The 16,074-nt window shown below is 42.3% G+C and carries 11 protein-coding genes; 6 read left to right on the forward strand and 5 right to left on the reverse strand.

Annotation, left to right across the window (positions count from 1 at the left end; genetic code table 11):
- Nucleotides 1-8 precede the first annotated feature (8 nt).
- From H8B21_RS19875 to rsgA, 5 genes are all read right to left on the reverse strand, one after another.
- A complete protein-coding gene (locus H8B21_RS19875) occupies nucleotides 9-2,465 on the reverse strand; it encodes a YfhO family protein (RefSeq protein ID WP_190315603.1) in 2,457 nt (818 codons plus the stop codon).
- Between the two features lie 93 nt (nucleotides 2,466-2,558).
- Entirely contained in the window at nucleotides 2,559-3,245 is a 687-nt protein-coding gene (locus H8B21_RS19880) for a potassium channel family protein (RefSeq protein ID WP_190315604.1), read from the reverse strand.
- Between the two features lie 88 nt (nucleotides 3,246-3,333).
- On the reverse strand, nucleotides 3,334-5,112 hold the full coding sequence (locus H8B21_RS19885; RefSeq protein ID WP_223815155.1) for a TrkH family potassium uptake protein: 1,779 nt from the start codon (nucleotides 5,110-5,112) through the stop codon (nucleotides 3,334-3,336).
- Nucleotides 5,113-5,148: 36 nt separating this feature from the next.
- Entirely contained in the window at nucleotides 5,149-6,936 is a 1,788-nt protein-coding gene (locus H8B21_RS19890; RefSeq protein WP_190315605.1) for an AsmA family protein, read from the reverse strand.
- Nucleotides 6,937-7,027: 91 nt separating this feature from the next.
- Nucleotides 7,028-7,948 carry a ribosome small subunit-dependent GTPase A gene (rsgA, locus tag H8B21_RS19895; protein WP_190315606.1) on the reverse strand — a complete coding sequence of 307 codons (921 nt, stop codon included), beginning with the start codon at nucleotides 7,946-7,948 and terminating at the stop codon, nucleotides 7,028-7,030.
- Between the two features lie 426 nt (nucleotides 7,949-8,374).
- Here rsgA and polA point away from each other — a divergent pair, with 426 nt between their 5' ends.
- The 6 genes from polA to H8B21_RS19925 all read left to right on the forward strand — a co-directional run bounded on the left by polA (nucleotide 8,375) and on the right by H8B21_RS19925 (nucleotide 15,863).
- The gene (polA, locus tag H8B21_RS19900) at nucleotides 8,375-11,176 is read left to right on the forward strand and encodes a DNA polymerase I (protein WP_190315628.1); all 2,802 of its coding nucleotides are present in this window, start codon (nucleotides 8,375-8,377) and stop codon (nucleotides 11,174-11,176) included.
- Between the two features lie 4 nt (nucleotides 11,177-11,180).
- A complete protein-coding gene (locus H8B21_RS19905; RefSeq protein ID WP_190315607.1) occupies nucleotides 11,181-12,299 on the forward strand; it encodes a toxin-antitoxin system YwqK family antitoxin in 1,119 nt (372 codons plus the stop codon).
- Nucleotides 12,300-12,350: 51 nt separating this feature from the next.
- Nucleotides 12,351-13,004: a phosphatidylserine decarboxylase family protein gene (locus H8B21_RS19910; protein WP_190315608.1), complete on the forward strand. Its 654-nt coding sequence runs from the start codon at nucleotides 12,351-12,353 to the stop codon at nucleotides 13,002-13,004.
- A 61-nt stretch (nucleotides 13,005-13,065) separates the two neighbouring features.
- Nucleotides 13,066-14,100: a sensor histidine kinase gene (locus tag H8B21_RS19915; protein WP_190315609.1), complete on the forward strand. Its 1,035-nt coding sequence runs from the start codon at nucleotides 13,066-13,068 to the stop codon at nucleotides 14,098-14,100.
- Between the two features lie 71 nt (nucleotides 14,101-14,171).
- Entirely contained in the window at nucleotides 14,172-14,819 is a 648-nt protein-coding gene (locus H8B21_RS19920) for a DUF47 domain-containing protein (protein ID WP_190315610.1), read from the forward strand.
- A gap of 33 nt (nucleotides 14,820-14,852) precedes the next feature.
- Nucleotides 14,853-15,863 (forward strand): inorganic phosphate transporter, encoded by a 1,011-nt coding sequence (locus H8B21_RS19925; RefSeq protein ID WP_190315629.1) that lies wholly within the window; start codon nucleotides 14,853-14,855, stop codon nucleotides 15,861-15,863.
- Nucleotides 15,864-16,074 lie beyond the last annotated feature (211 nt).

The following is a 16,074-nucleotide window of genomic DNA, read 5'->3' on the forward strand; positions in this document are numbered from 1 at the left end:
TTTTTTAGTTACCGTCTCCGAGCACCTCTCCAAATAGCAAAACCAAGTCCTAAAACCAATATAATAGACGCTATCAGGGAAATGACACTGCTGATCTGCACTGTTTTTGGAGCAAAAATAAACTCGACCGTATGATTTCCGCCGGGCACCTGCAATGCCCGAAGGATATAGTCAGCCCGGATGATTGGCACTTCTTCTCCATCAATATAGGCTTTCCATCCCTTATCGTAAAACACTTCGGAAAAGACCGCAAAAGCATCCGTAGGCGAAGTATACTCGTACTTAAGTGTGTCGGGATGATAAGATACTAACTTGATTTCCGCATTTTCTGACTTTCCAAGACGGGCGGTATTCAATACGTTCTTAAACTCTTCGTGCACGAATGCCTCCTTTTGTGGATCGAAGCTGCTGATAGCCTGCATTTCCTGCGCGTTGCTGTTTACGAAAGTTACTCTGTCGACAAACCAAGCATTGCCGGCAGCGGTGCTTCTCCGTTTAATCTGCTCCGCGTTGTTTTCTGGATTTTTAGTAATCAAATAACGCACGTTGAACATATCCAGTACGTCCTCATTAAGTGCTCCATTGAATTGGTGTTCCAGCACTTCTTGAAACCGCATCAGTTTAGCTGCGTGGTATCCACCTAAACTTTTATGATAATAGGATGCACGAGCATCGGAAAACGGATTGGTTGTTAAATCTAACACCCGGTAACTCAAACCTTTATCCAACCGGATCAGCTGATCGACTTCCCGCTCAGGGATTCGGGTATTGGAGGTACGCTCATCTACAAAGGAATCGTTATTTAGGTAGCGTTTATCCACCGACCATAAATCGGCGAGGATAACAACACCCAATATGCCAATAAACAGCGGCATACTTAGTTTCTTCTTGATATAGAACCATATCAATCCAAATGTAATCAACACAATAAAAAATGAGCGATACGCATCCGCCGTCGCGAGCGAAGCCCGGTCTTTGACCAATGCGCTAGCCACCTGTCCGGCCGCAGCCTTATCACCAAATGCTTGCTCTAAAGAGGAGACTAGTTGTTGGTGTTGGGAATTTCTGAAGTCCAAGAATAGACTAGGCATGAAAGCAATCAGCAAACAGAATCCGCCTACGCCGACAAAGGTATATAATACTTTCTTATCCAGCTTTGGAATCCGGTCGGCATTTGTGAACAATTCGTTTACCGCCAAAATGGCCAATATAGGGATTAGGATAGCCGGGATAACCAAAATAGACTCAACCGCCCTAAACTTATTGTACATCGGGAAATAGTCGAAAAACAAGTCCGAAACCAACGGAAAGTGACGCCCGAATGCCAAAAGAATAGTCAATATCGTTGCAGTAAGAATCCACCATTTGATTTTATCTTTGACAATAACCAACCCTAAAATGAAGAGGAATATAACCGCAGCTCCAAAATACCATGGCCCCGAGGTAAACATTTTCTCTCCCCAATAGGTGGGCAACTGGTTGGCAAACTGCGCCGCTTGCATCTCCGGGACACCAAGTCCCGTCATGGTTTTTGCTACTTCGGATTTTCCGTCCAACACACCTCCTGTACGACCGCCATAAGCATTCGGAATCAAGAAAGTGATGTTTTCACCGACGCCCTGGCTCCAGTCATAAGCATACTGCTTGTCAAGACCGCTGCTTTTCCCTCCGTTGTCATCCACTTTCTGGATATTCGCCTTTCCACGAATCGTTAGCTGGCTATATTCGTAGGTAGGGAACAAGACCGATGCATTCACCAACACGGCCACCAGTACAGCGCCTATCTGCAAAACTGATGCTTGCAAAAAAGGCTTCCATTGTTTGCTCCGAATAGCATAATAGAGTTCAAAACCTACCAGCACCAATAGCGCAATAAACAGATAGTAGGTCATCTGGATATGGTTCGACCGAATTTCCAAAGCGAGAAAGAGGGTGAGCAAAACGGGCCCCCAAAGCCTGCTTCCGCGATAGCACAATAATATAGCTCCGATAATTGGCGGTAGATACGCAATAGCGTATGCTTTATTGAGATGGCCTGCCTCAATATAAATAAAGTTATAGGAGGTAAATGCCAACGCGACCGCTCCCACGGCCGCCAGCCATGGCTTTAGGCGTAGTACCGAAAACAGAAAATAACCGCCCAAAAGATACAACAGGACAATGTCGGTAGGCGCAGGGAAAATGGTATTAATCCCTTTGTTAATGTAGGACGTTATGTTGTTGGCATGTTCGTACCAGATCTGATAGGTAGGCATACCGCCGAACATCGAGTTTGTCCAGTTGGGAGCACTCCCATCCTTTGCTTTGTAAGCAAAAAGTTCTTTTTGACTGCCCATTGCCTGAACCACATCGGATTGAACCAACGTTTTACCTCCAAAAATTGGTGAGAAATAAAAAAACACCAATGCGATGAATATCGCAATGATGATAAGGTGCGTTGAATTCTCCTTAAACCACTGTTTCATATAATATTGTTATCTTTTGTCTAACCTTTAGTCTTTGACCCAATAAATGGCATCAACGCCAAAAATATATAAATAATTGGAATCCTAAGGCTATTAATCGGTTTTTTGTATTAAACGCTGAATGTTGGAAAGTTCTCCGAACAGTACAAGCAGATCCCCTTCATCCAGTCTCGTTTCGGATCTGGCGATTCCGGACGCTTCATTGCGAAGCATGGTCTTGCCATCTATCTTCTCTTCATAGGATTTCACTGTAGTCAGGACAATCACTTTATATTGATTGGTGAGATCGGCTTCTTTTAAGGTCATCCCCACATACTTAGAAGGGACACGTGTCTCCACTATGCTGTATCGATCTGATATCTTAAAGGAATCAATAATATCCACATTATCCAGACGCATAGCTAATCGCTCCGCCGCTTCTTCTTCGGGCATGATATATTCGTCTATTTGCATAGCCTCAAGCACGGTTTTCTGCAATTCAGAAACTACTCGTCCGATAATCCGTTTTACATTCAGCTGCTTCAGCAAAGCTGTCGTCAGTAAAGATGCACCCTCATCTTCGCCTATTGCCACAATCACGGCGTGGGAATCTTTTAGCGGAAGTGAGGTCATGGCTTCTCTATCGGTTGTATCCATACATACGGTATGGGTAATTCTCTCTTTAAGCTGTTCGACAATGGACAACTTTTTATCGACTGCAATAACTTCGTGACCTAACTCTGTCAAGTGTACTGCCAAAGATTTTCCAAAGTGTCCGAGTCCTAAAACGATGTATTTCATATGTATATAACTTGTCTTTAAAAGGCCATATGGAATATCCAGAATATATATTCATCCGTATTTGTGGCCTGAAATCATGGATATTTCATTAAAACAATATCTTTTCAGTAGGATAAATATAGCTTTTGTTTCTGGTGTTCTTAATAAAAGCAACCAATAATGTTAGTGTGCCCACGCGTCCGACAAACATCGTGACCGCCACAATAATCTTGCCTGTTGCCGATAACGAGGGCGTGATACCCAAACTTAGGCCGCAGGTAGAATAGGCTGACACGACTTCAAAAAGGAGTGCTTTCATTTCCTGCTGGGGATCTGAGAAGTTCATCAACACAAAACTCAACGTAATGGTCAGTACAGAAAGCACAATGATTGCAAAGGCCTTATTGACGGATTCTACCGCTATCCGGCGTTTATAAATTTCAATGGATTCTTTGCCTCGTGCCAAGGCAATGATATTCATGATGGCTAAAGCTACTGTTGTGATCTTTACGCCTCCCCCTGTGGAGCCCGGAGAGGCGCCCATCCACATCAGCGTAACCATCATAATTAATGTAGGAGTAGCCACAAAATTAATGTTTACGTTGTCAAACCCAGCGGATCGTGCGGAATTCGCCATAAAAAAAGAAGTAACCCAGTCCCCCAGGAAGGAGGAGTCTTCCGCAAGTGTATGCCGTTGTTCCAAGATATAATAAGATAACGTAGCTAATACCAAAACGATGCCATTACACAATAAAATAAAGCGTGTATTGAACGAAAATGCGCGTGGTTTATGGATGTATGGCCGGCGAAGAAACAACCTATTCACCAGCTGTTTCGTTTTCTGTTTTAAGAAAGTATAAAAATTGAATACGGTTCCAAAGCCTAATCCGCCCAATATAAAGGAGCAGGTGAGGGCTAATTGAAACCCGTAATTAAACTGATAGACATCGTGCCCCATCTCTTCCGGCAGAATGGTGAAACCGGCGTTACAGAACGACGATATGGCATGGAACGCCGAAAAGAATATACGATCACCCATTGATTCAAACTGCACCGTATCTAAAGAAAAGAAAATAAAAACACCCCCAACTAACTCAAAAAAGAGGGTTATAAAGATAATGGTAAGCAGGGTAGAAATGACGGAATTAAGCTTATTCTCTCCTAATATTTCGCCAAACATCAGTTGGTTTTTATAGGAAAAGCCTCCCGAAAAAAAATAACCGAAAAAACCTGTAAACGTCATAATGCCCAACCCACCGATCTGGATGAGCAGCATAATGACGCTCTGTCCGAAAACAGAGAAGTTCGTGGATATATCCGTTACCGTAAGCCCAGTTATACAAACGGCACTTGTGGCCATAAAAAGAGCGTCTACAAAACTTAACGGCGCAACGAGCGTTGTACGCGGTAGCATCAATAGTACCGTTCCTAATAGGATGAGTGCAAGGAAACTGATCACAAATAGGATGGTGGGATTGAAATAGAAGTTGTCGAAAAAGAGGCTGTTACGGGATAACTCGGATAAGAAAACCAACGCAATACCCAGGTACACCCATTCCATTTTAGCAAAATATCCCCAACCCGCCAGTCGGGAAACGCTGACAATCAGGAAGTAGACCAGCAGCACCAAGCCGGAGATATGGGATACGTTGATCTTTCGCTCGGCTAAGATAGCAGCTACTGTCCGGAGCGTACCTAGTATAAAGAGGAAGTAGAACATCCCGATGACGGTGTCTTCCGAAGTTTCTGCAAGCTGCTTGTCGGTGATGTAGCCAATATGGGCAAGGGTCATCAAAGCACATACCATGCTCAGATAGAACATGGTACGATCCACTAATTTGTTTCTATATTTCAGTAAAAATTTTAAAAACCCAATGATTGCATCCATTCTTGAAAGTTCTTCTCTTTCTAAGCCCTCTCCGCTCTATTTTTCTTTCTTTTTGAATAAACCTCTAAAGAATCCTTTTGTTTGTTGTGTTGTTTCTTTCGTACGTTCGACGGCTTCTTTTGCCACTTCCGCCCGCTCTTTCCATTTTTCCTCGCGTTCTTTGCTGATGCCGGCTGTTTGTTTGATTCCGTCCAACAAACTCTGCCACAAATTCTTGAAGAAGGTATGTTCTGGAACGCGGCGGTGATTCACTTTTCCGATATGGTATTTCTCATTTGCATCCGGATTACTATCGTTTATAATGAGCTGATTAACCAGAAACGATGCTATCTTCAACGAACTCTTTTTCTTCGGTTTACCTGGATCAGCTTTTAGATCGATCTTTAGATTATCGTAATCGAAGCAGAAGTCGCCACGGCTACGGTAATCTGTTCCGCTGATATTGAAACGGATACCACGTATATTGCCCGACCTGATACCGACATTCAACAATGGATCTAGAATACGGTTGAACGCGGTCGCGTTCATGCTCCCTAGCGTACCTTGGTAACTATGTTCTCCCGTTTTGCTCAGCATATCAAAAGCAAATTTGGCATGTAAGTTACCCCTTCCCATGATCTTCGCAGACAAATCAGCCCGCATGTATTTGTCTTGTGACAGGATAAGCGTATCATTTGTCACGTTGGTCAACGTGCCTGTTGCCCCGTCAAAGCTAATCTCTCCTTCTCGATGATACTTACCGCTCATTTCACCATACACCACATCTACATTTTTTACGAAAACGGTGTCTAAATGGATCAATTTCTTAACCCGCATCAACTTTTGATGAGGTGCTTGGCCAATTTGGTTAACAGGCTGCTTAGGGTATCGCTTGTCTCCATATAGTTTCGCGTACCCATTTTTTATGTATGCACGACGAGCTACGGTATTCTGCTTTTCGATCAATTGCTTAAAATCCAGCTTTTCCATGTAAAGCGTATCAAAATGCAGATCGGCACGTGTCACATTTTTTCCATGTTTCTTATAAAAAGTTGATTTATCCAACACGGGCTTGTAATCCACATTGGTTAACAAGAGGGTTTGTTCCTGCGTATTGATTTTCAGCGTGTCAAACTTGGCCATGTAAAACCCATTCGAAAATTCATATGCAAAGCCGGGTACAATAGCTTCAATCATCTTGGTGTAATAAAGACGGGAGGTATCGGTCTGGGCATTTTCATCTATCAGGATATCTTCCACACGGATTTGAACGCTATCTAAACCGAAGTCTGTCGACTCGCCATCTGCCAGTTTGGTATATTTAAATGCGGCATTCTCCATGTCAATTTTTCCGATATTCACCGCATTAAATACTTCCTTTACGCTTTCGTATAAGCTCTTTTTAGGTTTCTCCACGGAGGCCGTGTCGTTATAGGCGTGATATTTATTTGTCAGATGGATACGGGGGTCGGTTAAATCAATAGATTTAATGTTTAATTCTTTATTACGGAGCACATTCAGGATACCAAAGCGCTTTACTTTCAGTTCTTTGATTTCGATATGGTAAAGATTGTCTGGCGCGAGCTCCGCGGCTTCCATACGAGCATATACGTTTGTATCTGCCTTTAAGACTGCATTTTTTAAGGTAACGTTTCCCAAAGCAATGGTCATGTCAAGGTCGTCATACGTCAAACTGTAGAGGCTATCTGTCGAATTTTGAACCAGTTCTTTTAATTTTTCTTCAACTATAGGTTTCCAGTTACGCGAAAAATACCAGGATATTCCCGCTAAAGCCACGACAATCAATACAAGAATGCCAATGACCCATTTCCAAATTGGTTTCATATATGCTGTGATTCTTAAATTATGCTCGTTAATTCCTTCTTAACAACAATTTAATATCTGTTTATGTTTTGGTTAAGCTTCTCTTTTGTTTTTAATTCCTAGTGTCTTGATTATGGTATATACTTAAATAGCTATCGTAACGGGAGGATTCGATTTCGCCGTTTTCGACAGCTTCGAGAACAACACATCCTGGTTCATTGATATGCCGGCAATTATGAAAACGGCATTCATTTAAACGTGCACGCATTTCCGGAAAAAAATGGGCCAGTTCAGCTTTTTCAATATCAACGATACCCAATTCCCTTATACCGGGCGTGTCGATAAGCTTTCCGCCGAAAGAGAGATCAATCATTTCGGCAAAAGTCGTGGTATGTTTCCCCTTATCAGACCAGTCTGATATTTCACCTGTTTTTAACGCCACTGATGGTTCTATCGCATTGATAAGCGTCGATTTTCCGACACCGGAATGGCCAGATACCAACGTGATTTTATCTTGCAGCAAGAGACGTATTTCTTCGATGTTTGTCTTTTCCCTAGCGGACACAGCGTAGCAGGGGTAACCGATATGCTCGTAGATAGCCATATAGTCTTCCAGTATTTCCAAACCTTCCTCGGAAAACAGGTCTAGTTTGTTGAACACTAAAAAGGCGGGAATATCGTAGGCTTCTGCAGTTACTAAAAAACGATCTATAAAACCAAGGGAAGTAGGAGGTGACGCTAATGTAACGACGAGCATGGCTTGGTCGAGATTGGCGCCAATGACCTGGGCTTGCTTGGAAAGGTTAATCGATCGACGGATAATGTAGTTTTTACGAGGTTCGAGTGCCGTAATAACTGCGCTATCTTGATCTGGCTCCAATTCATAATGAACCCAATCGCCTACAGCAATGGGGTTGGTGGTCTTAATTCCCTTTGTACGGAACTTACCTTTGATGCGGCATTGTATACGCTTGCCCTCTTCGCCCTCCACCCAGTACCAACTTCCCGTTGATTTCGTTACCAAGCCGCGCATATTTATAAAATATGTTGTTTAGATATTGCCATAGAGCAAAAGTATGTTTTCTTTTTTTCCCCCAAAAAAAGAAACAAAAAAAATCGTCGCTGTTTTTTGTTGAATCCTCATGGGATAGTGCAAAAGCAGAATTCTACAGACTCAACAAAAAAGAGGCGACATCTAGGGTTAATTGAGGATTGTGCAAATGCGTATGATAATCAGGAATAATAAAATATGCGGATATGCGTTCTAAAACGACCTTGTACTGTTCTGCGGCCATTTTTATGCAGGTTATTCCTTTAAAAACAGAATGTTGTTTGAGCGCAGCGAGTTCCATTCTGTTTAGGAATAGCCAAGGAAAAATAGCAGAATCGTACTCAGTCTTGATTTTTTGTCCCCTTTTTTATCAAGAAAAAAGGGGAAGAAGATTATCTTTGTTAAATGGTGAAAAAATTATTTCTGCTAGATGGCATGGCCTTGATATATAGGGCTTACTTCGCGTTGAATAAAGTTCCTCGTCTGACATCTTATGGTCTCAATACAGGAGCTGTTATGGGTTTTACGAATACTTTATTGGAAGTTTTGAAGAACCAAAAGCCGACGCATATTGCCGTGGTATTCGACACAGAAGCGCCTACCAATCGACATCTTGAATTTGAGGCTTACAAAGCACAGCGGCAAGTTATGCCGGAAGATCTGGTAAAATCCATTCCTTATATTTTCCGTCTTATTGAGGGGTTTAACATTCCTATTATTACCAAAGACGGCTATGAAGCGGACGATATCATTGGAACACTTGCAAAAAAAGCGGAGAGCGAAGGTTTCACCGTTTATTGTATGACGCCTGATAAAGATTTCGGACAGCTGGTATCTGATCAAATATTTATTTACAAACCTGCCCGTATGGGCAATGGCGCAGAAGTGTTGGGAGTTCCTGAAATTTTGGAGAAATGGGAGATCACGGATGTGTCACAGGTCATTGATATTTTAGGGCTGTGGGGTGATGCCGTAGATAACATCCCCGGCATTCCGGGTATAGGTGAAAAAACGGCTAAGAAACTCATCCAACAATACGGCTCGATAGAAAAGCTCATTGAAAATAGCCATGAATTGAAAGGTAAACAACGGGAAAATGTAGAAAGTTTTGCCGAACAGGGACTTATTTCTAAAAAACTCGCGACCATCTTACTGGATGTTCCGGTAGAACTGGACGAGAAACTATTGGAACTAGAAGAGCCTGACCGCGCATTATTGGAACCTCTTTTTGCCGAACTGGAATTTCGTACGCTAGGCAAACGGGTATTTGGCGAGGACTACAATATTGTGGAAAGCGCTGCCAAAAACCCGTCCGGTCAGATGGATTTATTCGCACCAACGCCATCCGAACCGGCCGTAACTTCTGCCGTGGCACCTACGGAACCCGTTGTAGCTGGCTTAAATATTCACAATACACCACACGAGTATATATTGGTGGATACCGAAGAAAAGCTGCAGACACTAGCACAGCAATTGGCCACACTCCCAAAATTTTGCTTCGATACAGAAACAACTTCCGTCGATGCCTTAGCGGCCGATATTGTTGGTTTTTCCTTTGCTTTCGAAAAAGGTAAAGCTTATTATGTGCCCACGCCGGCCGACCGTACCGATGCTCAAGTGATCGTTGATATTTTTAAGGCTGTCTTCGAAGATCCTCGGATTGAAAAAGTAGGACAGAACCTAAAATACGATATTCTTCTGTTATCGCGCTACGGTGTCCGCGTACAGGGACCGCTATTTGACACGATGATCGCACATTACCTTATTGATCCGGATACACGCCATAACATGGATATTCTTGCGGAGAACTATTTGGGGTACACACCGGTTTCGATCACCGAGCTTATCGGCCCGAGGGGTAAAAAACAGGCTAACATGCGGGATGTAGAGGTAGAAAAGGTGGTGGAGTATGCTGGCGAAGATGCCGACATTACCTGGCAGCTACATGAAGTCCTAAAGCCTTTATTGGAGGAAACACACACCATGCGCTTAGCCGAGGAAGTTGAATTTCCACTGATCTACGTCCTTGCCGAAGTCGAAAAAAATGGGGTAAAAATCGACGTAAATACATTAAAAGCGTTCTCCTTATCACTTGATGAAGATATTAAACGACTCGAACAGGTTATATATGAAAAAGCGGGCGTCCAATTTAACATTGCTTCTCCAAAACAGTTGGGTGAAGTACTCTTTGATAAATTGCATCTCGATCCTAAAGCGAAGAAAACCAAAACAGGGCAATATAAGACGGGTGAGGACGTGCTGCTGGCATTGGCACACAAGTCGGATATCGTCAAGGACATACTCGATTTTCGACAGCTACAAAAGTTGAAATCAACTTATGTGGATGCATTGCCCGGACTAATCCATCCAGAAACGGGATTAATACATACATCTTACAACCAAGCGGTCGCTGCAACGGGAAGGTTGAGCTCTACAAACCCGAATTTACAGAATATTCCAATCCGGACGGAACGGGGACGTGAAGTTCGGAAAGCCTTTATCCCAAGAGAATCAGGGAATGCCCTCTTATCTGCCGATTATTCCCAGATCGAGCTTCGTCTTATGGCATCGCTCAGCCAGGACAAAAATATGTTGGATGCGTTTGCTGCCGGACATGATATCCATCGTGCTACCGCTGCACGTGTGTATGGGATACCGTTGGAAGAGGTGACCGCGGATCAGCGGAGAAATGCGAAAGCAGTAAACTTTGGAATTATATATGGCCAGTCTGCATTCGGCCTTTCGCAAAGCCTTGGCATTCCACGGAAAGATGCAGCCGCCATCATCGACCAATATTTTTCACAATATACGGGCATCCAGGAGTATATGCGAAAAGCCATCGAATTTGCGAAAGAACATGGCTATGTGGAAACTATTTTAAAACGTCGGCGTTATTTGAGAGATATTAATTCTGCGAACATGACCGTTCGAGGCTTTGCCGAGCGAAACGCAATTAATGCACCCATACAGGGTTCTGCAGCGGACTTGATTAAAATAGCCATGATCAATATTCAGGAGGACATCGTTGAGAAAGGGTTAACGGGCAAAATGATTATGCAGGTACATGACGAATTGGTATTTGATGTTCCAAAGGAAGAGGTGGAACAGTTATCTTCCATCATCACCGAACGCATGAAAAATGCCATTGAACTGCAGGTACCTATTGAAGTAGAGGCAGGCACTGGAAACAATTGGTTGGAAGCACATTAAAGATATGCAGCGAATAGGATTATTTCTTCTCTTATTATTTACTACGCTCTTCGCTAAAGGACAAGAGCCGGACACGACGGGAAATATAACGCTGTTCGAAAAAGCCCCCATGGGTCTTGTCCGGTTCTATTTTGATGATTACTATTACCTGGTAGACAAAAATTGTGCATTTAAATCTATTGAACGTGTATCTCAATTTCTTGTGGATAAGAATGTATTCCATGCTGACTTCCGAGATTTTGACCGAAACGGAACGGTGGTACTGACGGGGTATCATAACCAAGGGGTAAAAGAAGGTCTGTTTAAAGCCTATCATCCCGATGGTACATTGAAATGGGAAGTAACCTTTGAACAGGATAGACCTATTGGTGATTGGAAATATTATTATCCGGATGGAAAACCGATGCTAACTGTCAATTATGATGAAGCGGTAGTCAGAATTATGGCTTTTTGGGATAGAAGAGGCCGCCAACGAATAACGGACGGGAACGGCAGTTATGAATTCAGGATGCCTTTTACATTTTATAATGAATACGGTTATCCTTTTTTTGAGCGAAAGGGAAGAATAAGAAATGGTGTTCCTCGTGGATATTGGACAACCCACATGGTAGACCATAACGAGAGAAAGACATTATATACTGAAGAGATTTTCAATGATTCAGGTATGCTGAACGAAGGCTACAACCTCTTTTCGGATGCATCCTACCGGACTCCAATGGCATTTATTCCGACATCGTATTTCTATACTGCCGAGAGACTGTTGTCTAAACCTTGCAACTTCGATGATCACAGTGGATTTAATACCTATCTATCGGAGAAGTTCAGTGCTATGCTTAAAAGTAGTCCCACACTAACGAACATCGAAGATAAATTTAGCTACGAAGTGTCGTTGGATCGAGAAGGAAATCCGACTGCTGTTACATTAAAAGACGCGTTAGCAACAACAGAACTAAACCGTTACCTGGAAATGGCGCTTAACGAAATTCCCTTTTATTTTCCTTCTCTTGACCAGGAGGGCAACCCGATAGCGGATACATTGGTGGTTTATGGCAACTTAAGTGTAAACGGTGCGGGGCAGTTTCAATTTCATAGCTTTCGGATCGTAAGGGAAAAACAACCTTAGCTGATTTCGCCGAAGTATGCTATCTTTGTAAAAAAGTTTACTCATTACGAAATGAAATTCCATAAAGAAGGATATACCAGTTTGGCAATCGTTGTATTGTTTGTTTTTGTAATTAATGCACTAGCCGACTATTACGATGCATCCGTTTACCTCAAATGGTTTTTATATGCACTTTCGGCATTCCTGCTTATTGCCATTCTCCAGTTTTTCAGAAGCCCCATTAAGCGGATTACACCGGACGAACAAATTGTGCTATGTCCGGCGGATGGAAAAGTTGTTGTTATTGAGGAAACAGAAGAGACAGAATACTTTAAGGATCGGCGGATACAGGTTTCTATTTTTATGTCCCCGATCAATGTCCATGTTAACCGCAACCCAATCAGCGGTGTGGTATCCTATTTTAAATACCACCCCGGAAAATTTTTGGTGGCATGGCATCCGAAATCGTCTACCGATAATGAAAGGACAACCATCGTCGTAAAAAATCAATCTCATGTGGAAGTACTATTCCGGCAGATTGCAGGGGCTATGGCACGACGTATCGTATGGTACGTGAAAGAAAATGATGCCGTGGCACAAGGTGAGGAGTTTGGGTTCATCAAATTTGGCTCACGCGTGGATTTGTTTTTGCCATTAGGTACAGAAGTAACAGTAAATATCGGTGATAAAGTCGTTGGCGGAAAAACAGTAATCGCAAAAATATAATATTAGCTTATCATAAATCGCCTCAGGTTTCGTACTTTAGATACTCGTTAGAGGAAATTTCATGAATCTGAGTATCTTTACCCTCCTTATATCAAGCAGTATCGGACTCCTAGCTGCGTCGATTGACTATTTTCATAGGGGAAGCCTAGCTATATCGGTATTGATATTTGTTACGGTCGCCCTCCTCTGTTATATCATCTTACTCAACCTATTTGAACGATTTATATACAAAAGAATCCGAAATGTGTACAAGCTTATCCGTAATCTGAAGTTAGGGAAAGGTCTTAAAGATGCATTAGGCGAACAGATAACGGACGATCCAATCCGTGATGCAGAAAGGGAAGTACAAGATTGGGCTAAGCAGCGCATATCAGAACTTGATAAATTACGGGAACAGGCCAAATTTCGTAAAGAATTTCTTTCCAATATTTCCCATGAATTTAAAACTCCCTTGTTTGCAACCCAAGGTTATGTTGAAACATTACAGGATGGTTTATTGGACGATGATCCTGAAATAGCCAAAAACTTTCTAGAAAAAGCAGCCCGCAACCTTGACCGCCTTAGCTATTTAATACAGGATCTGGACGAGATATCCAAGTTAGAGACAGGCATTATATCCTTAACATTAGAAAATTTTGATATCGTAGCCCTTATTAAAGAATGCATGGAGGATTTAGAGGGCAAAGCGAAACAACATGACATCCGCATTCGATACACCGGCAAGTTAAATCATCCAGTCACCGTTAAAGGGGATCGCAAGCGCATCCAACAGGTACTTATCAACCTATTGGACAATTCCATTAAGTATGGTAAAAAAGGGGGCATGACCAGTATCTCGATTTTTCCATTATTCGAACAAGTTTTGGTAGAAGTGACGGATAATGGTATCGGGATTGATGAAAAAAACCTTTCGCGTGTATTTGAACGTTTTTATCGTACGGATGCTAGCCGTTCACGTGAAGCCGGCGGCTCGGGGCTCGGCCTAGCTATTGTAAAACATATTATTGAAGCACATGAACAAAATGTCAACGCACGTAGTACAGAGGGTATTGGAACAACATTTGGCTTTACATTGGAAACGCCCAAACATAATTAATATATGATAAACATTTTAAACTTAACATTAACTTAACATTTCATTCATATTTTTGCATAAACTAAAACACTATGTCTTTAAATAGCATTTTTCAGTATTTCGTTCCAAAGGACAAAAAGTTTTTTCCTTTGTTTGAACAAGCAGGTGCAAACCTTATCGTGATGGCAAAAGCATTGAAAGAATCGGTCTATACCACAGACTTGTCCAGACGCGCTGAACTGAATAAAAAGATCGAAGATCTTGAACACAAGGGAGACGACATTACCCACCAAATTCACCTGGAATTAGGAAAAAATTTCATCACCCCTTTTGATCGGGAAGATATACACTCATTAGCAAGTTCATTGGACGATGTAGCTGATTTTATACAAGGTGCATCCAACCGTATGGAGCTTTATAAGGTGGAAACGCCAAGCCAGGCAATGAAAGAAATAGCGGACTTAATTTTAGAAGCCACGGATCATGTTGCAAAGGCACTTAACGAATTAAGAGACCTTAAAAATATTCGTAACATTACCGATTCCTGTGTTAGGATCAACAGTGTGGAAAATAAAGCCGATTATATCTTTGATAAGGCCATGAGTGAGCTTTTCGAATATGAAAAAGATGCAATCACCTTAATTAAGACCAAAGAAGTGCTTTCGGCGATGGAAGATGCGACGGACAAATGTGAAGACGTAGCAAACGTATTAGAAAGTATATTAGTTAAAAACGCCTAGTATTCCAATATTAAGAAAGCATAATATATTATGATGATTTCCACCTTATTGATCGTCGTTGTCGTTTTGGCTATAGCATTCGACTACATCAATGGTTTCCATGATGCAGCCAACTCCATAGCAACGGTCGTATCAACTAAAGTATTAACACCTTTTATGGCCGTACTATGGGCAGCGATATGGAATTTTGCCGCTTATTTCTATTTTACCGACCATAAAGTAGCCAATACGATTGCCAAGACCGTCCTTGAAGAATACATCACCTTAGAAGTTATATTTGCCGGCTTAGTGGCTGCTATTTCCTGGAATCTTTTTACCTGGTACTATGGTATTCCTTCCAGTTCGTCACATACCCTCATAGGTGGGTTTGCGGGCTCGGGGATGGCTTATGCGTGGTTTATGGGCGCCAATCCGATTACAGCTGTTAATCAAGCTGCCATTTTAAAAATCGCCTCATTTATTGTCTTAGCCCCAATAATCGGTATGATCATCTCGGTTATCATCACCCTGATCATTATGAATATAGCGAAGAAGGCCCGGCCGGCAACCGCAGAGAAGTGGTTTAAGGTCGGACAATTGATCTCTTCGGCAGGATTAAGCTTTGCCCACGGGGGGAACGATGCACAGAAGGTAATGGGTATTATTGCAACAGCTTTGATCGCAGAACAGGTAATTCCAGATTTTGAAGCGATGCCCGCTTGGGTGCCGCTATCGTGTTATGCCGCTATCGCTGCGGGAACAATGAGCGGCGGATGGAAAATCGTGAAGACGATGGGTACTAAAATCACTAAAGTAACGCCCTTAGAAGGTGTTGCTGCGGAAACCGCCGGTGCTGCTACGCTTGGTATAACTGAGCATTTTGGAATCCCGGTATCTACTACGCATACGATTACAGGTTCGATTATCGGTGTAGGAGTGGTAAAACGGGTGTCCGCGGTGCGATGGGGAGTTACCATTAGTTTATTATGGGCGTGGATATTGACTATCCCCGTGAGTGCCGTATTAGGGGGAATAACCTTGGCCATTATCCATTTTATCCTATAGTGTGTAAGCATTACACTACAAACTGTACCCTTTTATTGATAATCGGATAAAAAAAGTCGAAAAATTTGGGTATTTTAAATAATATCTATACTTTTACGCGGGCAAATTCGCTGTATAACAACAAATTTAGCCCTTAACATAAAATTTTAACAGCCTCGCTTTTTTTGGCATCGTTATTGTTAATGTTATGTTAAATTTAAAAAGGGAAACA

It is taken from the genome of Sphingobacterium chuzhouense (assembly GCF_014692525.1).
GTDB classification, from domain to species: domain Bacteria; phylum Bacteroidota; class Bacteroidia; order Sphingobacteriales; family Sphingobacteriaceae; genus Sphingobacterium; species Sphingobacterium chuzhouense.

Bases quoted from the DNA above. Each gene is read 5' to 3' on its own strand.
- H8B21_RS19875 (WP_190315603.1), bottom strand. From the start codon at position 2,465: ATGAAACAGTGGTTTAAGGAGAATTCAACGCACCTTATCATCATTGCG.
- H8B21_RS19880 (WP_190315604.1), bottom strand. From the start codon at position 3,245: ATGAAATACATCGTTTTAGGACTCGGACACTTTGGAAAATCTTTGGCA.
- H8B21_RS19885 (WP_223815155.1), bottom strand. From the start codon at position 5,112: ATGGATGCAATCATTGGGTTTTTAAAATTTTTACTGAAATATAGAAAC.
- H8B21_RS19890 (WP_190315605.1), bottom strand. From the start codon at position 6,936: ATGAAACCAATTTGGAAATGGGTCATTGGCATTCTTGTATTGATTGTC.
- rsgA (WP_190315606.1), bottom strand. From the start codon at position 7,948: ATGCGCGGCTTGGTAACGAAATCAACGGGAAGTTGGTACTGGGTGGAG.
- H8B21_RS19905 (WP_190315607.1), top strand. From the start codon at position 11,181: ATGCAGCGAATAGGATTATTTCTTCTCTTATTATTTACTACGCTCTTC.
- H8B21_RS19910 (WP_190315608.1), top strand. From the start codon at position 12,351: ATGAAATTCCATAAAGAAGGATATACCAGTTTGGCAATCGTTGTATTG.
- H8B21_RS19915 (WP_190315609.1), top strand. From the start codon at position 13,066: ATGAATCTGAGTATCTTTACCCTCCTTATATCAAGCAGTATCGGACTC.
- H8B21_RS19920 (WP_190315610.1), top strand. From the start codon at position 14,172: ATGTCTTTAAATAGCATTTTTCAGTATTTCGTTCCAAAGGACAAAAAG.
- H8B21_RS19925 (WP_190315629.1), top strand. From the start codon at position 14,853: ATGATTTCCACCTTATTGATCGTCGTTGTCGTTTTGGCTATAGCATTC.